Genomic DNA, 24,126 nt, shown 5'->3' with positions numbered 1-24,126 from the left:
TAAAAGAGAGGTGAGGGTAAAAATGAGTAAGATTATTTCCCTAGCGCAAGCCGCCAATTTAATTCCTGACGGTGCCAATGTTGCTTGGTCAACAGTCGGTATGTCTTATTTTGCCGAAGCCGTGGCCAAAGCCGTTGAGCAACGCTTCATCGAGACAGGTCACCCACAACAGTTAACCTTAATTCATGACTGTGGCTGTGGTGACGGTAAAGAGGCGGGTATGTCACACATGGCGCATCCGAATTTGGTGAAGCGTTTGATCTCTGGTCATACCGGTCAAGCGCCCAAAATGGCGCAGATGATCACAGACAATGCCATCGAAGCTTACTTACTGCCACAAGGTGTGTTGACCACCATGTGGCGTCAAATTGCCGGCAACAAGCCAGGTGTGATTACTAAGATTGGCATGGGAACCTATGTTGATCCACTGATAAGCGGCGGTAAAGTCACGTCTTTAACTACAGAAGATCTGGTTAAACGCATCGACATTGAAGACGAAGAATGGCTGCTTTATAAAAAATTCCCACTGAATGTTGTGGTTATTCGTGCGACTACTGCCGACGAAGACGGAAATTTATCAGTGGAAGAAGAAGCCATGTTGGCTGAAATCTTACCTATGGCGCAAGCGGCTAAAAACAGCGGCGGCATTGTTATTGCGCAAGTGAAATACATTGCTGAGCGTCACTCTATCCATCCAAAAGAAGTCAAAGTGCCCGGCGTATTGGTAGACTATATTACGGTCGCGCCTGCTGAAGATCACAAACAAACTATTAGCACAACCTACAACCCAGGTTTAGCGGGTAATTCCCGTGTGCCGTTAAATGCTTTGCCGCCAATGCCGTTTAGTGATCGCAAAGTGATTGCTCGCCGTGCTGCAATGGAACTGAAAGCCAATGTCATGGTGAACCTTGGTATTGGTATGCCTGACGGCGTAGCGGCCATCGCCGCAGAAGAAAAAGTTTCTCATTTATTTACCTTAACAACCGAGCTTGGTACGTACGGCGGTATTCCAGCGTCTGGTGGGGATTTCGGTGCCGCATGGAATGCGGATGCCATTATTGAGCACGAAGCGCAGTTCGATTTTTATGACGGCGGCGGTTTGGATATTGCGTTCTTGGGACTCGCGCAAGCAGACAAAGAAGGCAATTTAAACGTCAGTAAGTTTGGCCCTAAAGTGGTCGGACCGGGTGGTTTTATCAATATTTCTCAGAGCGCGAAAAAAGTCGTGTTCTGCGGCACCTTGGTGAATGGCGCCAAACTAGGTTTCGAAAACGGCAAAATGAAAGTCTTAGAAGAAGGCAAGGTGCAGAAGTTTGTCGACGCCGTGGATCACATTACTTTTAGTGGTGCGGTCGCGCGTGCTAATCATCAGCCCGTGGTGTTTGTCACTGAGCGCTGTGTGTTGGAGTTGCGCTCAGAAGGCATGGTGCTGACCGAAATCGCCCCCGGATTGGATTTAGAAACCGACGTTCTGAACATGATGGCGTTTCGTCCCATCATCGCCGATGACCTGAAAACCATGCCAGCCTCTATTTTTGCTGAGCAATGGGGTGGCTTGGCCAGCATCATGGCATCCGATGTTCAGTTTTAAAAACAACAATAATCGATAAGCGAGAAAATCTTATGTCTATTAAGAATGTCGAAATTCCTTACGGTGCTTATTGGAGTACGCCGTTTACTAAGTGGCAAGGCTCATTACAGCATTTGCATTCGATGAAGTTTGCGGCGCATGTCGCAAAATCTGAGTTGGCAAAACGCAATATCGATCCATTGGTTTTCGATTCAGGCGTATTGGGCATGACAGTGAACCAGTACCAATCTTTCAACGGTGCGCCTTGGCCTTTGTATGACATTGGTGCGGTAAACACCGCAGGCCACGCGGTGAATCAAGTTTGTGCGACCAGTGCGCGTGGTTTGTTTGCTGCGGCATCCGAAATTGTCTGCGGTATGGCGAAGGTGTCTTTGTTGATCACCGCTGATCGTTGTTCAAATGGCCCACATATTTATTATCCGAATGCCAAAGGCCCAGCTGGCGCGTCAGAAGATCAAGTGACCTACAACATGATGAACGATTGTGTGGGCGGCCATTCGATGATGCAAACGGGTGAAAACGTCGCTAAGCGTTTTGATATCACCCGTGAAGAATTAGACGAAGTGACTTTCCGTCGTTATGAGCAGTACCAAGATGCATTAAAAGACGATCAAGCCTTTCAAAAACGTTATATGACGCTGCCGTTGTCAGTGCCAACGGCCAACTTCAAAAAAGAAGAAACCGTTATCACAGGTGATGAAGGGGTTTTCCTAACGACCCTAGAAGGCTTGCAAAAGCTGAAACCGATTCAAGAGGGCGGGGTAATTACGTTTGGTAACCAAACGCATCCTGCTGACGGTAACGCGTCGGCGATTCTTTGTCGCTCAGAAGACGTGGCATTCCTTACGGCTCGTCCTGAAATCAGAATTGAAGTGTTGGGATTTGGGCAAGCACGCGATGATTTGGCTTTCATGCCAGCGGCACCAATCGAAGCGGCTAAGCGTGCGCTTACCGTAGCGGGTATCGATATCAAGCAAGTCTCTGCCATTAAAACCCACAACCCCTTTGCAGTGAATGATGTGGCTTTTGCGAAAGCCATGGGCATTGATGTGATGACAATGAATAACTACGGCTGCTCGTTGATTTGGGGGCACCCACAAGGGCCAACCGGCATGCGCGCCATTATTGAGCTAATTGAAGAGTTGGTTATCAACGGCGGCGGTTATGGTTTGTTTACTGGTTGTGCTGCTGGCGATACAGGTATGGCGGTGGTTATCAAGGTGTCAGATCGCTCATTATAAAATTTAAAAGGTAATCCAAGATGACATATCAATTTATTAATTATTCCGTAGAAAACGGCATCGCGCATTTGCAGCTGAATCGCCCTGAGAAGAAAAATGCCATTAATGATCGCTTGTGTCTTGAAATTGAACAGGTGTTTTTGAATTTAACCGATGATGTCAATGTCATTGTGTTTTCTGGAAATGGCCCTGAATTTTGCTCTGGTCTGGATTTACAAGAGCATAAAGCCCGTGAGCCTTTTGAAGTGGTGAAGCATTCCAATATGTGGCATCGGGTGTTTGGTCATATTAGTGATTCTGGTATTCCAGTGGTCGCCGCTATGCATGGTGCGGTGATCGGCGGTGGTTTGGAATTGGCGATTTGTGCTCATGTGCGGGTTAGTGAAGAAAATACTTTCTATCGTTTGCCTGAAGGCAAGCATGGAATTTTTGTTGGTGGTGGTGCGTCTGTCAACGTGGCGAATGTGATTGGTGCGAGTCGGATGACAGAGATGATGTTAACGGGCCGAGATGTAAAAGCGGACGAGGGGTTGCGCATAGGTTTGGCACATTATGTGGTCGGCAATGGTGAAGCCTTGGCGAAAGCTTTTGAGATAGCAGAAGGCATTGGCAAAAACTCGAAATATTCCAATTGGGCCATGACGACTGGGATTAGTCGTATTAGCAATATGTCGGCACAAGAGGGTTTGTATACCGAGTCACTTCTTTGCGGTATCACGCAAACCAGCGACGAAGTAAAAGCGCGTATTGAAGCGTTTTTGAACCGTAAAAAAAGCTAATTAACTTTGCCCTTGGTAATAAAAATAACAGCAAGATCAGGAGTATTTAGATGCAAATTCAAGACAAACATTTTGTGGTGACCGGTTCGGCTTCGGGTATTGGTGAGGCGGTTGCGCGTCGTTTACATGGTTTAGGCGCAAAAGTCACTTTAGCCGATGTGAATGAAGCGGGCTTGGCCCGTGTGAAGGCGGAACTTGGGGAACGAGTACAAGGTTGTGTGACGGATATCGTTGACGAAAATTCGGTTCAAAATGCGATTGATCAAGCGGTTGAGGCTTTTGGTCCGATCAGTGGTTTGGTCAATTGTGCGGGTATTCCAGGTGCGGAGCGTATCGTTGGTCGTGAGGGTCCACATCGTTTAGCGTCGTTTCAACGTGCGGTGTCTGTAAATTTAATTGGAACTTTTAACATGATTCGTTTGGTGGCTGACAAGATGCAGCATAACGAGCCAGAGGCGAATTTAGAGCGTGGTGTGATGATTAATACGGCGTCTGTGGCGGCGTTTGATGGTCAGATTGGTCAAGCAGGCTATGCGGCTTCTAAAGGGGGTGTTTGTGCTATGACGTTACCGATTGCCCGTGAGTTAGCGCGCTTTGGTATTCGCGTGATGACCATAGCGCCAGGCTTATTTAAAACCCCCATGATGGATGTATTGCCAGAAGAAGTGCAGAAGTCTTTGGGCGAATCTGTGCCTTTTCCACCGCGTCTTGGCGAACCGGATGAATTCGCTTCATTGGCTCAGCACATTATTGAAAATGAAATGCTCAATGGTGAAGTGATTCGTCTCGATGGCGCGATTCGTATGGCCGCGAAATAATCCGATGACTGTATTTTGGAGTCGATGATGACTTATCAAGCACCTTATAAAGACATGCAGAAGCTAGTGGCTCAGGCTTATTACCAGCAAGGGCTGGATGCGATGGATTCCTTACAAGATTTTGATCTTGAGTTGGCCAATGCGGTGATGGATGAAGCCGCTAAGTTCGCCTCTGGTGTGTTGGCGCCATTGAACTCTGTTGGCGATGTACAAGGTTGTCGTTTTCAAGATGGCAAGGTAATAACACCGGATGGCTGGCAAGAGGCGTATCAGCAATTTGCCGAATCGGGCTGGATTGGTTTGGCGTTGCCAGAAGCATTTGGTGGTCAAGGTCTGCCCAAATACATCGCTCAGCCAGTGAATGAAATGTGGCTGTCGGCCAATTTGGCCTTTGTGATGTTTCAAGCCTTGGCGCAGGGCGGTTCAGAGATTCTAATGAACTTTGCCAGCGACGCCACTCAAAACCGATATTTGCCCAACATTGTGAGCGGAGAGTGGACGGTGGCAATGGCGCTGACCGAACCGAATGCCGGATCGGATTTAGGAGCGTTGAATACTAAGGCCATTCCCCAGTCTGACGGTACGTATAAAATCAAAGGTCAGAAGATCTACATTACCTATGGTGAGCACGATCTGACGGACAATATTGTTCATTTGGTGTTGGCGAGAACGCCTGATGCGCCGGCAGGCAGTCGCGGTATTTCGTTATTTATCGTGCCCAAGTATCGGGTGACGGACAACGGGGCGTTAGGGGAATTTAACGATATTCGTTGTACGGGCATTGAGCACAAAATGGGATTACATGGCAGCCCAACCTGCTCCATCAGTTATGGCGATCAAGACAATTGCATTGGCGAATTGGTAGGTGAGCTGAATCAAGGCTTAATGGCGATGTTTGTATTGATGAACGAAGCCCGCTTAAGTTGTGGTTTACAAGGTGTGGCTTTGGGAGAGTTGGGGTATCAACGTGCTTTAGCCTACGCCCATGAGCGCACCCAAGGGACAAATAAACAAGGCGAAAAAATCGCTATTGTCGAACACGCTGATGTGAAGCGTATGTTGCTAGACATGCGTTCGGAAACCTTTGCCTTACGTGCTTTGGGTTATCAGATTGCAGCACAAATTGATGCTACTGAAGCCACTCACGATCAAACGACTCTTGATGAAACGGAAAGTAATCAAAGCAAAAAAGCCAGAGTTGCTTTGCTGACGCCGATTTTTAAAGCTTTTGCCACTGAGCGCGCCAATGTGATGGCGGGGAAAGTGGTGCAGGTGTTTGGCGGTATGGGCTTTGTAGAAGAAACCGGTGTCGCGCAAATTATGCGTGATGCTCGAATCACGACGATTTATGAAGGCACCACAGGCATTCAAGCGCGTGATTTATTAATTCGAAAAGTGCGAGGCGATCAAGGAAAAGCGTTAACTGAGTTACTTGCAAATATTACTCAGTTGGTTCGTCCTTTTGAATCCGATGACGCTTTCGAAGTGGCTGCAAAAGAAACGTTACAAGCTGTTGATACAGTGACGTCTTTGTTGACCTCGCATTTGTTGAAACTGGATGCTGATTCTGTGTCTTTGCATGGAGTCTCTGTACCATTTTTAGAGGCGATGGGCATCTTATGTTGCACTTGGCAGTTGTTTGATGTGTTGGCTTATCAGCAAGCACAAGAAAACACTGATGCCTCTTATATGCAGAATCTTACGGCCATGACTAAGTTTTACGCAGCTTATCGATTGCCATCAGCTGTTGCAGCATTGAAGGTGGTTGAAAACGCTGGTTTGGGCCTTAGCGAATATGAATTTTGAAATAGACCGTAAAGTCTGAAGTCGAGAAAACAATAATAATTCGGCCGTGGTTTATACATCACGCCCTAACACTCTAGCCGCATAAAAATAACCAAAGTGGTTGTGGGAGCAAAAAAATGAACGGTGAATTTCATCCTATTAAAGTCGTTGCCCATCCTATTGATATTGAGAAACGAGAGGATGGTGTGCAAATCATTAATAGTCAAAAGGCATTAGATGACTATGCCCGCTGCTGGACAGATCAGCTTGAATGTTGGGCGAAAAAAACACCAGATCAACTGTTTGTTGCAGAACGTGATGAACAAGGCGAATGGCAAAAAGTCACTTATGCCCAAGCTGTGACACGAGTGCGTAAGATCGCCTCTTGGTTATTGACTCAGCCTGTTTCGGTTGAGCGACCTATTGTTTTTTTGTGCGGCAATAGCTTAGAGCATTTAATGTTGGCGTTAGCGGGTATGTATGTTGGTATTGCCCATTCCCCGCTGTCTCCCGCGTATTCGCTTATTGCGACGGACTACACAAAACTGCAGGGGATTTTTGATATTTTGACCCCTGGTATGATAGTGGTCGATGAATTGGCACCTTATGAATCTGCCATTCAAGCTGTATGTCATGATGATCAAGTTCCCGTTATGGTCTTGAGAGGGAATACTCTTGAAAACGCAGCAGCGGCAAAGGTTGCTAATTCCGTTATCTCCTTTCAGTCTGCTTGGGATTACCCAGAATCGGAGGCGGTTGATGCTCAGAATGCTCAGGTTACCGGTGATACGATTGCGAAAATTTTGTTTACATCGGGCACCACAGGGATGCCAAAAGGCGTTATCAATACCCAGCGTATGATTTGTGCTAATCAGGTGATGATTCATCAGGTTATGCAGTTTTTGAAAGATCAACCTCCGATTATGGTGGACTGGTTGCCTTGGAATCATACGTTTGGTGGCAACCATAACATCGGGATTGCCTTGTATAACGGCGGTAGTTTGTATCTTGATGATGGTAAACCAACCGAAAAACTCTTTGCCAAGACCTTACGCAATTTGGCCGAGGTGTCGCCGACGGTGTATTTTAACGTGCCAAAAGGCTTTGAGCTGTTGGTGAAGCATCTAAAAGCCGACAGCGAACTCGCAGAGAAGTTTTTTGCCCGTTTGCAGTTTACTTTTTTTGCTGCCGCGGGCTTGGCTCAGCATATTTGGGATGATTTGGATGCCTTGTCGATTGAATATACCGGTAAGAAGATTCCTATGTTAACTGGTTTAGGCTGCACTGAAACGGCGCCTTCCGCAACTTTTGCGTCTGTCGAAGAGTCTACTTCTGGTGTGATTGGTGTGCCCGCTCCAGGGGTATCTATCAAGTTAGTGCCAAATGAAGGTAAATTAGAAGCGCGGGTAAAAGCAGTCACTGTGATGCCTGGCTATTGGCGTCAGCCAGAACTGTCGGCTAAATCTTTTGATGAGGAAGGTTTTTATTGTTTGGGAGATGCGTTTGCTTACCTTGACGAGAATGCGCCACAGCGTGGTTTTCGCTTTGATGGACGAGTATCCGAAGATTTTAAATTGGACAGCGGAACCTGGGTCAGTGCTGGCACCTTACGGGCAAAATTCATCAGTGCTTTTGCGCCTTTTGTACAAGATGTTGTGTTGTGCGGCACCAATCGTGGTTATATCACGGCATTAATTTTTCCTGATTGGGCCCATTGTCAGGCCATCATGCCACACGATTTGCAGGAAACGAACGAAGACATTATTGCTCATAGCGCGGTGCGCGAGGCTTTTAAACAGAAGCTGGTGGCGTTTGCAAAACAGAGCACGGGCAGCTCTACCGTTGTCGAACGCATTCTCTTGCAGGCTGTGCCACCGAGTATTGATGCCCATGAAATTACGGATAAAGGCTCGTTGAATCAACGCGCGGTGCAAGCGCATCGTGAAGATCAAATTGCATTGCTGTATCAAGAACCGCTATCGGATTTGGTGATCAGTCTTTAAAGGAGGGCGCGTCATGTTTAAAAATGAGCGTCAATTACACATCGAGTGGGGGGATTGCGACCCCGCCGATATCGTGTTTTATCCACGATATTTTGCCTTTTTTGATGCCTCAACAGGGGCGCTATTTGAGGCGATGGGTTACACACTTCGTTATATTCGAGATGAGTTGAAAGATGTAGGCTTGCCCATGGTGGACACTCGATCACAATTTTTTAAACCGTCAAAATACGGCGATACAATTACGATTAAAAGTGAGATAACACACGTAGGCCGTGCCAGTTTTGGGATTCGTCATCAGTTGTTCAATGGTGATGATTTAGCGGTGGAGTGCTTAGAAAAGCGTGTTTGGGCCTGTCATGATGACTCAGGAGCGATGAAAGCAAAAGCCATTCCCGAAGCCGTTAAAGCGCGTATGTTGAGTGAGTTTTGAAAGTTTGAGCGAAAATACGTGGCGCATCTTGTTTGGGTAGATGAATGAGAGTAAGTCCGTAATGGATGGCGAGTTGTACGGCAAGGGTGCTAGGTGAAGCCAAGTGTATTAGTCTGGATAGGCCGACACGTACAGCTTTTTGAACGAGCTCTGTACTGCAACGGCTTGACATCAAGACGCTGTGATTGTGCAACGCAATGTTATGTTGCAAGGCATACCCAATGATTTTGTCGAGTGCGTTATGGCGGCCAATGTCTTCCATACAGATTATGGGGTCGCCTGTTGGTGAAATTAGTAACGCGGCGTGGACGGCGCCGGTTTGGTTGCCCAATACTTGGAACCTACTTAATTGCTGTCTTAAGGGAGCCAGTATCGAGAGTTGAATGGGCTCACTGGCGGGCAGCAAAGGAAGCTCTGGCATCGCTTGAGCCAAAGATTCGATGCCACACAAGCCGCACCCCGTTGCTCCAAGGTGGGTTTGCTTACGTTGCTTAAATTGCGCTAGGCGTCGTGGACTTACCACCAAGTCGACAGACAGGCTGTCGATTCCCATCGAAGAGTGTGCCTTCTGGGTTACGATATCGCGAACCTCATTGATGTGTTCAATGATCCCTTCACTTCTCGCAAAGCCTACGACAAATGCGTCTAACTGCACTGGTGTGACCATCATCACAGCGTATGCAATGCCATTCACGCTAATAGTAAGTGGTATCTCTTCGACTAATAGAGCCGTATCAGTGACTTCTGACGTGGGGGTAGGCTGGTCTTCTCGGCAACGATTGAACCTTTGACGTTGGTAGCCTGAGAATGAATCTGATGATGACGGCATATTTTTGTTCTTATTGAAGGGTAAAGTAATTTCAATAGTACAAAGCGTCTTGCCATGCGTCCAATGCTTTTGGCCGAAGGAGTATTTCCTTGAGTGCTGAAATGCCGTATCCTACGCCGAATTTTGAGTCCTGCTGTCGGTAGAATGTATGCTTAGTGGTTATTGTTTGTTTGTTGAGTTGTTTTATTCATGTCGTTGATTAAACAGCTTTTTTTGTGGTTTTTGTCGGGCACGCGAGCTTGGATATTGCTTATCTTGTCGGTGTTTTTATTGCTCGCTATGGTTTATGACAACTTGGTGATTTCCTCAGTCAATCCGAATGAGCATGTTTTGCCTAATCAGACCGCTGCTGTTAAAACCATGTCCTCTAATATCGCAGAGAAATCAGACTCTGAGTTGGAGGCAGACTCTGAGTTGAAATCAGATGCAAAAAAAGACGGCTTCGGTTTAGATGCCTATTTTGATTCGATCATGGCGTTTGACCCGTTAGAAGGTATGGAAAATACGACAGTTATTCTGCCCACAGTGGAATACGTTATTAAGCCCGGTGATACGCTAGCGCGTATTTTTTCTCGTCTTGGCTTCACGAAAAAGTCCTTGTATGAAATATTGGAAGCTGATCAAGAGTATTTGGTGCTAGAGCCACTAATGCCAGAAGACAAATTTACCTTTCAGTTAAATGAAAGTGGTGAATTGTTAAAAATTACCCGCCAAATAGACATTAGTAAAAATGTTTCTTATGTTCAGCATGAAGGAGGCGGATTCTTTTATACGGAAGACACTAAGCCCATCAATTATCAGTACGAAGCCTTTCACAGTAAGGTAGCGGGGAATTTTTTCAATGCGGCGAAAAAAACGGGCTTGTCTGATACACAGATCATGCTGGTACAAGACGTGTTAAAAGGGCGCGTTGATTTTCGTAAGGATGTGCGTTCTGGGGACTCTTTTAATGTGGTGTTACGCCGTGGTTATATCGAAGGGATACCCATAGGTAACAGTCAGTTAGAAGCATTAGAGATGAATATAAAAGGTCAAGTGTACCGTGCTTTTTTACATTCCGATGGGCGCTTTTATGATCAGCAAGGTAATAGTTTAACGCCGTCCCTATTGCGCTGGCCTACTCGTAAAGAGTATCGAATTAGCTCAGCGTTTAATGCCAATCGTTTACACCCCATCACCGGACACAGAGCACCTCATAATGGTGTTGATCTAGTGACCCCTATTGGTACAGAAGTGCTGGCTGTTGCAGATGGTGTGGTCACTCGAGTGGCCACGCATAAATACGCGGGTAAGTTTGTGGTGATTGAGTATACGGGGCCATATAGCTCGCGTTTTTTGCATCTTGATCGAGTATTGGTTAAAAAAGGGCAGCAAGTGAAGCGCGGGCAAGTAGTGGCATTATCCGGAAATACTGGGCGTTCTACAGGGGCGCATTTGCATTATGAACTGCATATTAAAGGACGCCCAGTTAATCCGATGACAGCAGACATTCCGACAACGCAATCGATTTCTGACGAAAGTCGAGCCGAATACGAGAGTATCGTTCAGCGTTGGATAGCCATGATGGCTAAAGTCGAGGAAGACTCACATAAAAACATGATTATGCTTGAAACAAGTGCCGGTGCTAAGTCAATGGAGAAACAGACGCAATCTTTTTTGGTCATTAGATAGCGATAATAAAAAGGCCTCTTTGTTTACAAAGAGGCCTTTTTACAATCTTTTATTCTACTTTTCTGCTTACAGTATTTTCTGTTTACAATGTTTTCTGGTAACTTTTTCGGCCCATCATGAAAAGACCAATAAAGAGACCTAAGCCAGCAAGCTGCCACCAGATATCTAGATTTGGCCACAACATCAAAACCCCTGCTGCCAACGCCGCGAGGCGAGGCACGAAAGATAAGGTGTCTTCTAGATAGCCTTCCATAGCGGCCACGGTTGCGTACAAGCCAAAAACGCCAAAGAAGGTGAGTCGCATTAGGGTGTCAGTATCGCCTCCAATCAGCGGAGTGTAAGCCATTAGCAAAGGTATAATGTAAAGCCCTTTGGCCAATTTCCACGCTGTCATACCCGTTAACATAGGAGGGGTTTTAGCGATAGCGGCGGCTGCAAATGCGGTTAAGCACACGGGAGGCGTGACATTACTGTCTTGTGATAACCAGAAGATAATCATGTGTGCAGTGACCAGAATCATCGCCACTGTTTGTGCACCCAGCGCTTGGTCCATTAGCATGTTTTTGAAGTCATTTGGAACCTGTGCTAGTAATGCTTCGGCTTGCTCCATTGGCATGCCTTGGGCTAAGGCAGGAATGACCGATGGGTCAACCAACATAAAGATAGCGCTGGCGGTTTCTGGTAGGTTGCCGCTTGCCATCATGTCCAAGAGTTGGCTTTCTGCAATCAGATTGAACAATGCTGGAGCAGACAAGGTCGCTAGGACAATATAGGCCGCGGTGACGGGTAACCCCATACCGAGAATTAAAGAGGCAACAGCTACCAAGATGATGGTGAAGAAAAGGCTGCCACCTGCCCAGTCAGTAATTAAGAGCGAAAAAGTGTTGCCCACGCCAGTGGTACTAATGACGTTAACCACCAGACCAATACCGACCAGTAAAACGGCCGTAGTGGACATATTTTTAGCGCCCTGTGCCATGGCGTCAAGCACATCAGCCGGTCCCATTCGGTGTTTTTTAGATAAGAAGGACGCGCCGATAACCGCCAGAATACTGATGCCTGCGGCGTAAGTCGGGGTGAACCCTTGAATTAGTAGGGTGACGAGTACACCTAATGGAACGATGTGATGCCAGCCTTCTTTAAGTACCTCTGAGATATTGATGTCATTATCACTTTCTGTCGCAATAACCCGACTGCGTTTTGCTTCAACGCGAACAAAAAAGCCCACTGATAGAAAATACAGTAATGCCGGAATAGCGGCCACGCCAATAATGGTGACGTAAGACACTTGTGTGTAGGACGCCATAATAAAAGCCCCTGCGCCCATAACGGGAGGCATCAACTGGCCACCTGTTGATGCGGCCGCTTCGACACCCGCCGCAAACCGTGCTGGAAATCCGGCTTTTCGCATTAAAGGAATGGTGATGACACCGGTCGATACTGTGTTGGCAACAGATGATCCAGATACCGAGCCCATCAGGCCAGAGCCCAGTACGGCAACAAATCCTGGACCGCCAATCATCTTGCTAGCCAGAGAGCGGGACAAATTGATAATAAAGTCGCCAGCGCCAGATTTTACCAAAAACGCACCAAACAAAATGAACATGAAGACAAAGCTCCATGAAATTCTTGAGATGGAACCAAACATGCCGTCTGTACTGAAAAAGCTGCGATACAGTAATGTTTCAACGGTCAGTCCGGGGAAGTTAAACATGCCACCAAGCCATTTCCCCCAGAGCACAACATAAGTCAGTGCCACCACAATCAGGAAGGGAATAAACCAACCACTGGTTCGGCGAATTAGCTCAAGAGACAATAATACCCCTACGCTGGCAACGATCCAGTCGGCAACATTAAATGTCACGCCTCGAGCATAAAGAGCATCTTCAAAGAAAATGATGTACAGCACCATGCCAACGAGCGCGAGCACCACAGCGCCATCAACGAACAGGGCAAGTTTGCTGTCTCGCCATTTTGGGTGAGCGGGAACCAGTAGGGCGCACATGGCACCAAAGCCTGCAAAATGGAACGCAGACACCCAAAGTTCAGGCAGTGTGGCTATGGTGTTGATATAAATGTGTGCAAGGGCTAAAAAAATAGAAAGAGTGAAGACAAACCGATTTAACCAAGTGCCAGAGCGGTGTTTGGTTTCAAAATCATCAAGATTAATCTCTTTGGCGTCGGCCGTTTCAGTTGAAGCAGTCATAGACAAGCTACCTATATGTTTATAAAAACCAATAGCGTTAAAAAAGCGCCGTATAAATACGGCGCTGATATCCGCAGTGACAATATTATTCAGCGATTAATCGAGCTGGAATATTGATACCACTTTCACGATAGTAACGAGCTGCACCTGGATGAAGCGGAACAGGTAATCCAGCAATGGCTTTTTCAAGTGACATCACAGATGTTGCTTTGTGAATAGCGCTTAGGTAGGGCAAGTTTTCGTAAAGTGATTTGGTTAGCTGATACACATCTTCTTCTGAGAGATCTGCACGGGTCGCTAAGAAGTTAGGCTGAGCAACGGTGTTGATATCTTTGGTTTGCCCAGGGTACGTATTGGCTGGAATTACGTAGCGAGTCCACAGGTCGTAGCTGCCGTTGGCTTCTTTGATTTGCTCATCGGTGAAGTCCAGTACAGTCACTTTATCGCCCATCGATGCATAGAGACGTGTCACGGCACTAACTGGCACACCCGCTGGTGTGTTCATACCATCGATATTGCCGTTTTGCATTGCATCGGCGCTGGCAGCGTAGCCCATATAAGACAAGCTGAATTTGTCTGGATCAATATTCAGGCCTTTTAGTTGCTGTCGACCAGAACCTTCTGTCCCAGAATTTTTGGTACCAATAGAGAATTTGTTATTGGTGCCTTCAAGCGCTTTTAAGTCCGCTACAGTGCCTGTTTTAGCCAGATCAGACCTCAGTACGAAATGCTCTACGTTTTGCCAAAGCATAGAAACAGAGCGCAATTCTGTTTGCTTTCCTGAGCTTTCAAAAGGACCTTCGCCGTCCCATGCCCAAGCACCGTACAAGCCTTGCAAGATAGCAAATTGTGCTTGATTTTCACGCAGCAGTTTGATGTTTTCACCTGAGCCAGCGGAACTGATGGCGGACATGGACAAACCAAATTTTGGCTCTAGTTTGACCTTGCTTAACGTCGCAATAGCGACGCCAACAGGATAGTAGGTTCCTCCTGTCGAAGCAGTTGCCAAAATATAGTTGCGGTTTTCTGCTGCTGTTACACCAGTTGCAGATAGTGCAATGGCAGCGGCAGTCGCGCCAGTAAGAAGCGTTTTAGTAACAAATCCCAATTTCATATTATTTTTCTCCTAGTGAGTGGGGTTGGTTAGATAACCTATAGCTATTTTCGTGCCATATATTTATCTATCTGATATATATAGCTTTATTCAAATATTGTAAATATCCTTTCTTTTTTTGTGCACATATAGGCGATTTGTTGCCTATAGTAGGGATTGTCCAATCGGCAATAAATTGCTTATGATGAAACGAGCAAACATCAAAGCCCGTTGGCCGTTTTGTCTTTTTTAGTGACTGGTGTAAGCAAAATATTGCCAATCTTGATTTTGAGGTGTTATGCGTACTTTTGACGGTCAGTCCTCTTCAAACTATTCGCGGATTCGTCCTTTATATCCTGCTGAGCTGTATTATTGGCTTTCTCAGCAAGTGGATAAAACCGGCGTTGTGTGGGACTGTGCCTGCGGAACAGGGCAGGCCTCTGTTGATTTAGCCGCTTACTTCGACAGGGTAGATGCGTCTGACATTAGTGAGTCTCAGGTAACCGCTGCTACGCCTCATCGTAAGGTGAATTATCAAGTGTGCTGGGCAGAGCGAACCTCTTACCCTGATGACTATTTTGATGTTGTTTGTGTGGCTCATGCTTTGCACTGGTTTGATCTAGAGGCTTTCTGGAAAGAGGTGAGACGGGTACTTAAGCCTGGGGGTATGTTTATCTGCTGGGGTTATAATTGGCTTCAAATTGGTGAAGCGGAAGATAAAGTGATCGCAGATTCTATCTTGTCAGTTTTGGAGGGTTACTGGCCATCGCAAAGTCGGTTACTTTGGAATGAGTATCAGGATATCCACTTCCCGTTTCAACCTCTTGAGGTGCCTTCATTCGAACTCAATTGTCATTGGACTGTGACGCAAACATTGGATTTTATTCGCACTTGGTCTGCTTCACAGCGCCACATAGAAGAACGAGGGGATGACTTTTTGCAACAGGCATCGACGAGTCTTAAAGAAGCTTGGTCTTACCCTGGCGAAAAGCAGATGGTTCATTTTCCTTTTTTTGTCAAAGCCGGACGAATGTGTTAATTCCTATTTTTTACAAGGTTCGACCTAAAATGAATCATAAGACTAAAGTGGAATAGATTGGTCGGTCAGTGGGGTTATAGTAGTTCAGCATCCGAATAACAAATTTAACAATGGAGCGGGTTATGAAGTCATCGTATAGCGCAACCTCAAATGAGGCAGCAAAAAAAGCCAACGTCAGTCAAGCGGAATTTGAAAAACGCTATCAAGAATCGATCGAGAGCCCAGACGAATTTTGGGGACGAGAGGGCAAACGTTTGGATTGGTTTACACCTTACACTAAGGTGAAGAATACCTCGTTTGAACGCAACAATGTGAGTATTAAATGGTTTGAGGACGGTGAATTAAACGTTGCTCATAACTGCATCGACCGCCACCTGGCAACGTCTGCCGATAAAGTGGCTTACTATTGTGAAGGCGATCAAGAGAGTGACGAAAAAGTCGCTATTACTTATCAAACGCTCCACGATGAAGTGGGTCGTCTCGCGAACCTTCTTAAACGTCAAGGCGTCAAAAAAGGCGACAGAGTCGCAATTTACATGCCGATGATTCCCCAAGCCGTATACAGTATGTTGGCTTGCGCACGTATTGGTGCGATTCACTCTGTTATCTTTGGTGGCTTCTCAGCTCATGCCATTGCCGATCGTTTAAACGATTGCGAAGTGAAACTTGTTATTACGTCCGATGAAGGTCGTCGTGCCGGAAACACCATCCCTCTAAAACACAATGTCGATATGGCGCTGGAAAATAATGCCTGCCCATCAGTTAAATCTGTCGTTGTGTACCGTTATACGCAAAAAGATGTTCCTTGGTTTGATGGGCGTGATATTGATTGGGCCGCGGCTGTTGCAAACGAAAGCACAGAATGTCCTGCTGAGCCAATGAATGCCGAAGACCCACTCTTTATTCTTTATACCTCAGGATCAACGGGCAAACCAAAAGGTGTCGTCCATACTACGGGTGGATACCTTGTTTATGCGTCCATGACACATGAGCTTGTGTTCGATCTTAAGCCAGACGATGTTTTTTGGTGTGCAGCGGATGTGGGTTGGATTACAGGACACAGCTACGTAGTTTATGGACCACTTGCAAATGGTACAACCAGCATTTTGTTTGAAGGCGTGCCAACCTATCCAGATTCCGGTCGAATTGGTCGTGTAGTGGATAAATTTGGTGTGACTATTTTATACACCGCACCAACGGCGATTCGAGCTTTGATGGCCAAAGGTGATGAAGCTACGAAAACCAGTCATCGCGGTTCATTACGTATTTTGGGCAGCGTGGGTGAGCCCATCAACCCAGAAGCATGGTCTTGGTACTATAACGAAATTGGCAAATCAGCTTGCCCAGTTGTCGATACTTGGTGGCAAACCGAGACTGGTGGCACCATGATGACGCCGCGTATTGTTCAAGGTGATATTAAACCAGGTTCTTGTACGGGACCTGTATATGGTGTTAAGCCTGCCCTAGTTGATGCACAAGGCGTACTTCAAGATCAACAGGGTGTCTTGGTAGAGGGTGGACTGGTTATTACTGACTCTTGGCCTGGCCAAGCGCGTACGGTTTATGGCGATCATGAGCGTTTTGAACAAACGTACTTTAGTACATTTGATGGCATGTATTTCACTGGAGATGGTGCGTCGCGCGATGCCGATGGCCATTACTGGATCACGGGTCGTATGGATGACGTACTAAACGTTTCTGGTCACCGTCTAGGTACCGCTGAGATAGAGAGCGCTCTTGTGGCTCATCCTTCTGTTGCTGAAGCGGCGATTGTCGGTTACCCACACGATATCAAAGGTCAAGGTATTTACGTATACGTAAGTGCAATCGCTGGAGTGACGCCAGACGAAGAGTTGACTAAGTCATTGAAGCAATTCGTACGTCAGGAAATTGGACCGATTGCCACGCCTGATTTGATTCAGTGGGCAAGTAAGGGGCTCCCAAAAACTCGGTCTGGTAAGATCATGCGTCGTATACTGAGAAAGATAGCTGCCAATGAACATGATCAGCTGGGCGATACAAGTACGCTGGCCGATCCAAGTGTAGTTGATGATTTGATCGAAAACCGTTTAAATGTGTGATCGTTTACATATTTAAAAAAGGATAGGCAGTGATTTCACTTGTTATCGCAGATGATCATCCTTTGTTTCGCAGTGCACTCAGTGGTGCACTGCGTTCAGAGATACAAGGCATTTCGATTGTCGAATCCTATGATTTAGAATCGACTTTGCAGTGTCTGAGCAAACTCAATGACATAGATTTGCTGTTGCTGGATTTAAATATGCCGGGCAGTGGTGAACTCTACGGACTGATTCGTATCCGTAAAGATTTTCCAGACGTGCCTGTTGCTGTGATTTCTGGCAGTGAAGACAGTGCTATGGTTGCGAAAGTGATGGATGCTGGAGCGCTTGGTTTTATCTCCAAAACCAGTGAGCCTGCTACCTATGTTCATGCTATTCACGCTATTTTAGCCGGTGATATCTGGTTATCGGACGAGCTAAGTGAAGCGGTTGCTAATCAACCAAAGCCAGACCTGTCTATGCAAAATAAAGTAGCAGAGCTGACACCTCAGCAATACAAGGTTCTTTGTTATTTGCACGAAGGGTTGCTGAATAAACAAATCGCTTATCAATTGTCGATTTCTGAAGCGACAGTGAAGGCACACATCACCGCGATTTTTCGAAAACTAGAAATTAATAATCGTACCCAAGCGGTATTGGTAGCCAGCGATTTGAAGTTGCAGATGACCGTCATTTAAAGATGACGTTTCTGACCTTAATGGTTTTTCTTACCTTGATTGCTTGTCTGAAGTGGATTCTTCTGAGATCGATTGTTTTTTCTTTTCTTTGTGTTGGCAGCTAGGTACAGGATCTATACCCCCTTCGTGCCAAGGGTGGCATTTGGATAGTCGTTTCACGCCCAAATATATGCCCTTAATGACGCCAAACTCTTCAATAGCTTGAATCATGTACTGTGAACAGCTGGGATAAAAACGACAGTTATTGCCCAAAAAAGGGCTGATGAATAATTGGTAGCCTTTCACGAACAGAATACACAGTTTTTTTATCATGGGGATGCGTCGCCTAATGGGTTAGGTGCTTTGTTTCTCTTTACTCAATGTCACTTCTGGTTCTTTTTAGAACGTATGTCGTAATCAATTAAAATAATTTAATCATAGTCTGTTTTTTTGGACACAGGCCTTCGTCTTTTTTGTGTATCATAGATGCCATTATCTTGATCCAGTATCTGACGAAGAAGTTATATTACCATGCCAGACCAATATTTAACGCTTGATGCTACCCAAATAGTGGCCTATCAAGGAGAGCCCGGGGCCTACTCTCATCTGGCCTGCACGCACACGTTTCCCGATTGGACCAATGTGAACTGTGCGACTTTTGTTGATGCACTTCAGATGGTTGAAAAAGGCGACGCCTATTATGCAATGATACCCGTTGAGAATTCTACGGCAGGCCGCGTTGAAGAAATTTACCGCGAGTTGCAGCGAACTCAGCTTTATGTGGTGAAAGAGCATTTTGAGCCAGTAAATCATTGTCTTATTGGCCGCCACACTATGACAATAGATCAAATCACTCGAATTGGCAGTCATCCACAAGCCTTGGCTCAATGCGACCGCAATATCAAAGCCTTAGGCGCAAAAAGCCAAGCCATGTATGACACCGCTGGTGCGGCTAAGCACATTTCAGAAATCGAAGAGCCGGGGTTGGCGGTCATTTCGTCAGAATTAGCCGCGGAACTGTATGGACTCCAGATACTGCAATCACATTTTAATGACACCGTTGGTAACACCACTCGCTTTTTGGTTTTTGCGCGCCAACAAAAAATGCCCGTGTATGAACCTCATCAAACGTACATAACGTCTTTTATGTTTCGTGTACGCAACATTCCAGCGGCTTTATACAAGGCCATGGGTGGTTTTGCGACGCAAGGCATCAATATGTTGAAGCTGGAAAGTTACATGGTCAACGGGCATTTCACCGCGACTCAGTTTTACGTCGATGTCGAGGCACACTTTCAGTCCTCTGCCATGCAGGCGGCGCTTGAAGAATTAGGTTTTTTCTCTGAAGAAGTACGAATACTGGGAACCTATTTAGCGGATGATTACAGGTTAAAATAATGAAAGGAATGGGTTTTCAATGGATTGCTGTTGGGGTGTTGGTGTGCGGCAATGTGCTTGCTGAAGCCAACGAGGATGCATTTGGTCGTGAGTTGAGTTTTGCAGGGTATGACAGCTTTTTAAGCGCCATCCCCGTTGTTGTTACCCCTTCTAAAATGCCGCAGCCAAGAGTCAATGTATCTTCTACCTTGTCGGTGTTGGACGGGGAGTTTATCCGTCGCATCAATATGCAGTATGTGGAAGATCTTTTGCAGTTTGTTCCGGGCTTTTCTGTGGCGCCTTTTAAGACCTCCAGTCAAAAGATTGTCTCGTACCACGGCACACAGCTGGATGAATATCGGCGTATCCAAGTCTTGGTCAATGGTCGTTCTGTTTACAGTGCGGGCTTGGCACGTGTCGAGTGGGCAACCTTGCCGCTCAACATTGAAGATGTGGCGCGAGTCGAAGTAAACCGAGGCCCTAACGCCGCCAGTTACGGTATTAATTCTTTTTTTGCTGTTGTTAATATCATCACTCGTACGCCTCTAGAAACGTTAGGATCAAGTGTTTCTGCTTACTCAGGTTCTCGTGGTGACTACCGTTTATTTGGTCAACAAAGCCGTTTAAGTGACGAGTGGAGCTATCGGGCGTCGGCGTCTATTAATTCAGTTCAAGGATTTGATGAAGACGCTTCAGGTCGTCCTCGCCACGATGGTCATCGCTCTGTGATGGGCAATGTGGTGATGCAGAAAGACATGTCTAATCGCTCGTTTGATATTGACATGGGTGCTAGTCAGCTACGGGATCGTGTTGAACCGTCTCAATATGTTTCTAATCGTTCTCGAAGTGGAAATTACGACACTAATCAGCCAATGCGACTCGTTGACCGGGAACATATTAAGTTAGCTTATCGTCAACAGTTATCCGCTGACCATGAAATAAAGCTGCAATATTATTACGACCAATCGGATTTGAATGAATACCATGAAGTCTTGTTAACGCCGGAGTTTTATAACGAAGTTTTTGGCGGTGTCAGTGCTGTGAATGTGAATAAAGCGTATTCGGTTGACTTGTTTGAAACGCGTCATGACCTCGAGCTTCAAAGTGATTGGAAAGCATCGGAGCGGCTCAGAGTAATTAGTTCGCTAGGGTATCGTTGGGATGAAGCTGACTCGGATCTTTATCTGTCAGGCAAAGCCGGTGATGAAGTGTTTCGGGGGTCGTCTAATTTAGAGTATTTACTCGGGGACGACTGGGTACTAAACACGGGTGCCATGCTAGAGCGCAGCCAGATGGGAGGTACTTTTTTCTCCCCCAAGCTAGGCGCGACTTATAAATTGTCTGAGCGAGAATCGGTTCGTATGAATGTTTCTCAAGCGGTGCGTACACCCGATATATCGGATCAGTTTTTTCGCTGGCGTTATACCTTGACAAGTGGAGAAGTATCCACGACCAGTTACGCACTTAATGGCGAGAAGAGTGAGGAGATTACGTCTTATGAAATGGGGTATTTTCATTACTGGCCTAGTCAAGGGGTATCTTTAGACCTCAAGTTTTACCACGATAAAGTGCAAGATATGGTGTTAAGTAAAAAGCACTTTTCGGCACTTTTTGGGGCTGATAGGCCGATTCAAGAGGGCGTTGTTGAGGATGTGACTATCCGGGGCGCCGAGATCGAGCTTGATTGGCGCTTTCGTTCGGGTGCCATGGCTCGCGTTACCTATGCTTATCAAGACACACAGACTCAGAATGCGTCGCTGTTAGAGTCTACGACACCGAATATGATGTCTTTGTTTGGTAGTGTGCCATTTGCCGACGTATGGGCAGTGAATGGCTATTATTTTTATGCCGATAAATTGGCAAATAAAAACTACCAGTTTCTCAATACTTGGCTATCTTATAGATTGACTTTAGGTGGATATTCTAAAGCTACGTTAGGCATTGGTATGGAAGCTCGACTAGATAAAAATGCGCTCGTGAGAAAACACAATAATCTAGCCGATGATCGTTTTGCTTATGTTTTTACTAACATCACTTTTTAAGTGGGATTAAAAGAAACGTGAAAAGGATTTTTTGGATTACGCTATTGCTGTTGTTTTCTTCTACGAAGGTATTTGCAGCGGTTTATGTTGTGCATGACATGGAAGAAAGGGTTGCTCGGTCCTTTGTGTTTGAGCTCGACCGACGTTTATTACTCGATGTATCGCTGGTGCCTGTGCGCAGTCATGCTTTTTTAGAAAATTCAGCTCAAAAGCTGAAAGAGGATGATCTTATCGTAACTGTTGGCGTTAAAAGTGCGCAACAGGTATGTTCCTCTTTGTCTAAGGGGGTTGTGGTAGCGGTATTTATTGGTAAAGAAGAGTTTCAGAAAGCCCAGTTTGATTGTTCTGTGCCGAGTAGTGCGGTTTTTTCAGGGGCACCTTTGGATACTCGGTTTGCTTTGCTTAAAGCCATTTGGTTTGACCGCAAGCCGCTTGCGGTTCTTCATAGTGATCATCTGCTGATTGATCAAGAAAGTATGTCACGTCAGGCAAAAGAATACGGTTTTGAGCTTAACTTTCATCATACAGAATTAGATCGTCTGTCGGTGTTGAAGTCAGTGAATTTTGTTTTAGAAGAGTCAGCAATGATTTTTTCTTTGGTGGACTCTGAGTTGTATCAAAATACGTTAGCGCAAGATATTCTCAAATTGCTTTTTTATAAGCGCCAGGTGATGGTAGGGCCTTTCTTGCCTTTTGTGAAAGCGGGTGCATTGCTTGCCATAGACTCAGATACCGAGGTTAAGCTTCAGGTTCTGACGAATCATATTACAGTATGGCATTCTTCAAGGGTGCTGCTGCCCGCTCAGTATCCTGATAAGTTACGCGTAAGCTTTAATCCACATTTGATTAAAGCTTACGGTATTGTTCCACCTTCTGCGGCTTTTTTGCGAGACGAATACGGCCTGTGCTCTGACACACAGTGTGACTAATCAGGATAAAAAGCGCTTTACAAGGCTCGTAAACGGCAGAGGTTTCTCGGCATGAAGCCAATGCCCCGCCTCAGCAATCACTTTGACACTCACCTGAGGAAACAAGGTCGTAATCGCGGTCTGGTACTGTTGGACAATATAGTCAGAGCGTTCGCCTTTAATAAAAAGAGTAGGAATATCAATAGGGCTATTCATTACCGGCTTTTGCAATATGGTGTGGTAACTGTCTGCAATATTGTCTATTGATAACGCCAATTGGTAGCCTTTGTCTGTACGGATGAGATTTTTTAGTAAAAACTGTCTTATTGCCAAGTTGTCTTCATATTGGCTCAATATCTTATCCGCTGCCTTGCGAGAGGGAATGTCGACCGCATTAATGGCATTAAGCCCTTCCAAAATTCGAGTATGGCTAGCCTGATAATCTACTGGGGCGATGTCGACCACGATGAGTTTTTCAATCACAGAGGGCTTTGCCAACGATGCCATTTGCATAGCCACCTTTCCTCCCATTGAATGGCCCAACAAATAGAAGGAGTCGATACCATTTGTGCTTGCCCAACTGAGAAGGGCGTCTGCCATTTTTGGGTAGCTGGCCTCTTTCATTGGCGCTGATTTGCCATGATTGGGTAGGTCGACACAGTAAACCGTAAATTGTTCTGCAAGACTTTGTGCGATGGAGTGCCAGTTATCCGCGTTGCCAAATAAGCCATGTATCACAATGAGGTTGGGGCCAGAGTGGCCGTATTTTTTTGCGTTGATCATAAAAAACCTAATAAGCTATCAAGTAGAAAGATGCGTGTTTTACTGTATGCTTTTGTACAGTGTGTTTTGGTGATGGTATTCGACGTTGTGCTGCTAATGTATTGTATCAAGTCTTTAAAATTCCTGTTTTATCAAATCAAGGTTATTTCTTATGTTTGACACGTTTTTTATTAAAAACCTAAAGCGTCCTTTGCACTCGAGTGCCTTAGTGATCGATAAATGTGGAGTAAAAGCCAATTGGATTACCGTGTTGGGTTTTGTTGTTGGCATGATGGCGGTGCCCGCTTTGTATTTTGAGCAAACTGGACTGGCGTTGCTTTTGATCATTATGAACCGCTTAATGGACGGGTTAGATGGGGCTGTGGCAAGAGTGCAAGGTCCGACCGATCTTGGGGGCTATTTGGATATTACGCTGGATTTCATTTTTTATTCTGCGATCGTGTTTGGTTTTGCCTTGATGAATCCGTTGGAAAACGCTTTGGCCGCCAGTTTTGTTATTTTTTCTTTTATGGGAACGGGCAGTAGCTTCTTAGCCTTTGCCATTATGGCGGAAAAGCGGAGTATCGAGCGTTTGGATTATGGGCGGAAATCTTTGTATTTTTTGGGCGGATTAGCAGAGGGTAGCGAAACAATTGCCTTTCTTGTGTTGATTTGTATGTTGCCTGAGTATTTTGTTTGGTTGGCGTATGGCTTTGGGGCGATTTGCTGGGTGACGACGGCAACGCGCATTTATGCAGGTTACCGTACGTTACGGTAGTATTCGACTCTTTTACAGTCAAACTTGATTATAGCTA

20 protein-coding genes are annotated in these 24,126 nt (G+C 45.8%); 15 read left to right on the top strand and 5 right to left on the bottom strand.

Going from position 1 to position 24,126, the window contains the following annotated elements:
- Positions 1–22: 22 nt before the first annotated feature.
- The 7 genes from EBI00_RS03880 to EBI00_RS03850 all read left to right on the top strand — a co-directional run bounded on the left by EBI00_RS03880 (position 23) and on the right by EBI00_RS03850 (position 8,647).
- Positions 23–1,591 carry an acyl CoA:acetate/3-ketoacid CoA transferase gene (locus EBI00_RS03880; RefSeq protein ID WP_123094611.1) on the top strand — a complete coding sequence of 523 codons (1,569 nt, stop codon included), beginning with the start codon at positions 23–25 and terminating at the stop codon, positions 1,589–1,591.
- Positions 1,592–1,623: 32 nt separating this feature from the next.
- A complete protein-coding gene (locus tag EBI00_RS03875; protein WP_123094610.1) occupies positions 1,624–2,832 on the top strand; it encodes a thiolase family protein in 1,209 nt (402 codons plus the stop codon).
- A gap of 20 nt (positions 2,833–2,852) precedes the next feature.
- Complete coding sequence (locus EBI00_RS03870) at positions 2,853–3,611, top strand: crotonase/enoyl-CoA hydratase family protein (RefSeq protein WP_123094609.1); 759 nt, start codon at positions 2,853–2,855, stop codon at positions 3,609–3,611.
- Positions 3,612–3,661: 50 nt separating this feature from the next.
- Positions 3,662–4,429, top strand: coding sequence for a 3-hydroxyacyl-CoA dehydrogenase (locus EBI00_RS03865; protein ID WP_123094608.1), 768 nt, complete (start codon positions 3,662–3,664; stop codon positions 4,427–4,429).
- Between the two features lie 24 nt (positions 4,430–4,453).
- The gene (locus EBI00_RS03860) at positions 4,454–6,235 is read left to right on the top strand and encodes an acyl-CoA dehydrogenase family protein (protein WP_123094607.1); all 1,782 of its coding nucleotides are present in this window, start codon (positions 4,454–4,456) and stop codon (positions 6,233–6,235) included.
- A gap of 116 nt (positions 6,236–6,351) precedes the next feature.
- Positions 6,352–8,217, top strand: coding sequence for a feruloyl-CoA synthase (locus EBI00_RS03855; RefSeq protein ID WP_123094606.1), 1,866 nt, complete (start codon positions 6,352–6,354; stop codon positions 8,215–8,217).
- Between the two features lie 13 nt (positions 8,218–8,230).
- On the top strand, positions 8,231–8,647 hold the full coding sequence (locus EBI00_RS03850) for an acyl-CoA thioesterase (protein WP_123094605.1): 417 nt from the start codon (positions 8,231–8,233) through the stop codon (positions 8,645–8,647).
- Here the strand turns inward: EBI00_RS03850 and fdhD are convergent.
- Positions 8,619–9,476: a formate dehydrogenase accessory sulfurtransferase FdhD gene (gene fdhD, locus EBI00_RS03845; protein ID WP_123094604.1), complete on the bottom strand. Its 858-nt coding sequence runs from the start codon at positions 9,474–9,476 to the stop codon at positions 8,619–8,621. The two genes, EBI00_RS03850 and fdhD, sit on opposite strands and share 29 nt — an antisense overlap.
- Before the next feature lie 189 nt (positions 9,477–9,665).
- Between fdhD and EBI00_RS03840 the strand changes: the two genes are divergently transcribed.
- Complete coding sequence (locus EBI00_RS03840; protein WP_123094603.1) at positions 9,666–11,147, top strand: peptidoglycan DD-metalloendopeptidase family protein; 1,482 nt, start codon at positions 9,666–9,668, stop codon at positions 11,145–11,147.
- Between the two features lie 82 nt (positions 11,148–11,229).
- Here the strand turns inward: EBI00_RS03840 and EBI00_RS03835 are convergent, their stop codons facing one another.
- Together EBI00_RS03835 and EBI00_RS03830 are read right to left on the bottom strand one after the other, a co-directional pair.
- Positions 11,230–13,353 carry a TRAP transporter permease gene (locus EBI00_RS03835; protein ID WP_123094602.1) on the bottom strand — a complete coding sequence of 708 codons (2,124 nt, stop codon included), beginning with the start codon at positions 13,351–13,353 and terminating at the stop codon, positions 11,230–11,232.
- Between the two features lie 85 nt (positions 13,354–13,438).
- Positions 13,439–14,467, bottom strand: a complete 1,029-nt coding sequence (locus EBI00_RS03830; RefSeq protein ID WP_123094601.1) for a TAXI family TRAP transporter solute-binding subunit — start codon at positions 14,465–14,467, stop codon at positions 13,439–13,441.
- 277 nt (positions 14,468–14,744) lie between these two features.
- Between EBI00_RS03830 and EBI00_RS03825 the strand changes: the two genes are divergently transcribed.
- The 3 genes from EBI00_RS03825 (at position 14,745) to EBI00_RS03815 (ending at position 18,243) form a co-directional block, all read left to right on the top strand.
- Complete coding sequence (locus tag EBI00_RS03825) at positions 14,745–15,485, top strand: class I SAM-dependent methyltransferase (RefSeq protein ID WP_123094600.1); 741 nt, start codon at positions 14,745–14,747, stop codon at positions 15,483–15,485.
- A gap of 122 nt (positions 15,486–15,607) precedes the next feature.
- Positions 15,608–17,566 (top strand): acetate--CoA ligase, encoded by a 1,959-nt coding sequence (gene acs / locus EBI00_RS03820; RefSeq protein ID WP_123094599.1) that lies wholly within the window; start codon positions 15,608–15,610, stop codon positions 17,564–17,566.
- A 29-nt stretch (positions 17,567–17,595) separates the two neighbouring features.
- Positions 17,596–18,243 (top strand): LuxR C-terminal-related transcriptional regulator, encoded by a 648-nt coding sequence (locus tag EBI00_RS03815; protein WP_123094598.1) that lies wholly within the window; start codon positions 17,596–17,598, stop codon positions 18,241–18,243.
- Positions 18,244–18,273: 30 nt separating this feature from the next.
- Here EBI00_RS03815 and yidD read toward each other — a convergent pair whose 3' ends face one another.
- Positions 18,274–18,555, bottom strand: a complete 282-nt coding sequence (gene yidD / locus EBI00_RS03810) for a membrane protein insertion efficiency factor YidD (RefSeq protein WP_206612547.1) — start codon at positions 18,553–18,555, stop codon at positions 18,274–18,276.
- Positions 18,556–18,753: 198 nt separating this feature from the next.
- Here yidD and EBI00_RS03805 point away from each other — a divergent pair, with 198 nt between their 5' ends.
- Genes EBI00_RS03805 through EBI00_RS03795 form a run of 3 tightly spaced genes read left to right on the top strand, consistent with a single transcriptional unit; the run spans position 18,754 to position 22,570 of the window.
- A complete protein-coding gene (locus tag EBI00_RS03805; protein ID WP_123094597.1) occupies positions 18,754–19,620 on the top strand; it encodes a prephenate dehydratase in 867 nt (288 codons plus the stop codon).
- Positions 19,620–21,641 (top strand): TonB-dependent receptor plug domain-containing protein, encoded by a 2,022-nt coding sequence (locus tag EBI00_RS03800; RefSeq protein WP_123094596.1) that lies wholly within the window; start codon positions 19,620–19,622, stop codon positions 21,639–21,641. The genes EBI00_RS03805 and EBI00_RS03800 overlap by 1 nt, the downstream gene beginning before the upstream one ends.
- 17 nt (positions 21,642–21,658) lie before the next feature.
- On the top strand, positions 21,659–22,570 hold the full coding sequence (locus tag EBI00_RS03795) for a hypothetical protein (RefSeq protein ID WP_241556940.1): 912 nt from the start codon (positions 21,659–21,661) through the stop codon (positions 22,568–22,570).
- Here the strand turns inward: EBI00_RS03795 and EBI00_RS03790 are convergent, their stop codons facing one another.
- Entirely contained in the window at positions 22,571–23,332 is a 762-nt protein-coding gene (locus EBI00_RS03790) for an alpha/beta fold hydrolase (RefSeq protein ID WP_123094594.1), read from the bottom strand.
- A 151-nt stretch (positions 23,333–23,483) separates the two neighbouring features.
- Here EBI00_RS03790 and EBI00_RS03785 point away from each other — a divergent pair, with 151 nt between their 5' ends.
- Entirely contained in the window at positions 23,484–24,089 is a 606-nt protein-coding gene (locus EBI00_RS03785; protein ID WP_123094593.1) for a CDP-alcohol phosphatidyltransferase family protein, read from the top strand.
- Positions 24,090–24,126: the final 37 nt, after the last annotated feature.

The organism is Marinomonas hwangdonensis (assembly GCF_003721245.1).
Taxonomy (GTDB): Bacteria; Pseudomonadota; Gammaproteobacteria; order Pseudomonadales; family Marinomonadaceae; genus Marinomonas; species Marinomonas hwangdonensis.
Note: the sequence above shows the minus strand (reverse complement) of the source record. Positions and strands in the feature narration are given on the sequence as shown.

Coding starts and splice junctions, on each gene's coding strand:
- EBI00_RS03880 (WP_123094611.1), top strand. CDS start 23: ATGAGTAAGATTATTTCCCTAGCGCAAGCCGCCAATTTAATTCCTGAC.
- EBI00_RS03875 (WP_123094610.1), top strand. CDS start 1,624: ATGTCTATTAAGAATGTCGAAATTCCTTACGGTGCTTATTGGAGTACG.
- EBI00_RS03870 (WP_123094609.1), top strand. CDS start 2,853: ATGACATATCAATTTATTAATTATTCCGTAGAAAACGGCATCGCGCAT.
- EBI00_RS03865 (WP_123094608.1), top strand. CDS start 3,662: ATGCAAATTCAAGACAAACATTTTGTGGTGACCGGTTCGGCTTCGGGT.
- EBI00_RS03860 (WP_123094607.1), top strand. CDS start 4,454: ATGATGACTTATCAAGCACCTTATAAAGACATGCAGAAGCTAGTGGCT.
- EBI00_RS03855 (WP_123094606.1), top strand. CDS start 6,352: ATGAACGGTGAATTTCATCCTATTAAAGTCGTTGCCCATCCTATTGAT.
- EBI00_RS03850 (WP_123094605.1), top strand. CDS start 8,231: ATGTTTAAAAATGAGCGTCAATTACACATCGAGTGGGGGGATTGCGAC.
- fdhD (WP_123094604.1), bottom strand. CDS start 9,476: ATGCCGTCATCATCAGATTCATTCTCAGGCTACCAACGTCAAAGGTTC.
- EBI00_RS03840 (WP_123094603.1), top strand. CDS start 9,666: ATGTCGTTGATTAAACAGCTTTTTTTGTGGTTTTTGTCGGGCACGCGA.
- EBI00_RS03835 (WP_123094602.1), bottom strand. CDS start 13,353: ATGACTGCTTCAACTGAAACGGCCGACGCCAAAGAGATTAATCTTGAT.
- EBI00_RS03830 (WP_123094601.1), bottom strand. CDS start 14,467: ATGAAATTGGGATTTGTTACTAAAACGCTTCTTACTGGCGCGACTGCC.
- EBI00_RS03825 (WP_123094600.1), top strand. CDS start 14,745: ATGCGTACTTTTGACGGTCAGTCCTCTTCAAACTATTCGCGGATTCGT.
- acs (WP_123094599.1), top strand. CDS start 15,608: ATGAAGTCATCGTATAGCGCAACCTCAAATGAGGCAGCAAAAAAAGCC.
- yidD (WP_206612547.1), bottom strand. CDS start 18,555: ATGATAAAAAAACTGTGTATTCTGTTCGTGAAAGGCTACCAATTATTC.
- EBI00_RS03805 (WP_123094597.1), top strand. CDS start 18,754: ATGCCAGACCAATATTTAACGCTTGATGCTACCCAAATAGTGGCCTAT.
- EBI00_RS03800 (WP_123094596.1), top strand. CDS start 19,620: ATGAAAGGAATGGGTTTTCAATGGATTGCTGTTGGGGTGTTGGTGTGC.
- EBI00_RS03790 (WP_123094594.1), bottom strand. CDS start 23,332: ATGATCAACGCAAAAAAATACGGCCACTCTGGCCCCAACCTCATTGTG.
- EBI00_RS03785 (WP_123094593.1), top strand. CDS start 23,484: ATGTTTGACACGTTTTTTATTAAAAACCTAAAGCGTCCTTTGCACTCG.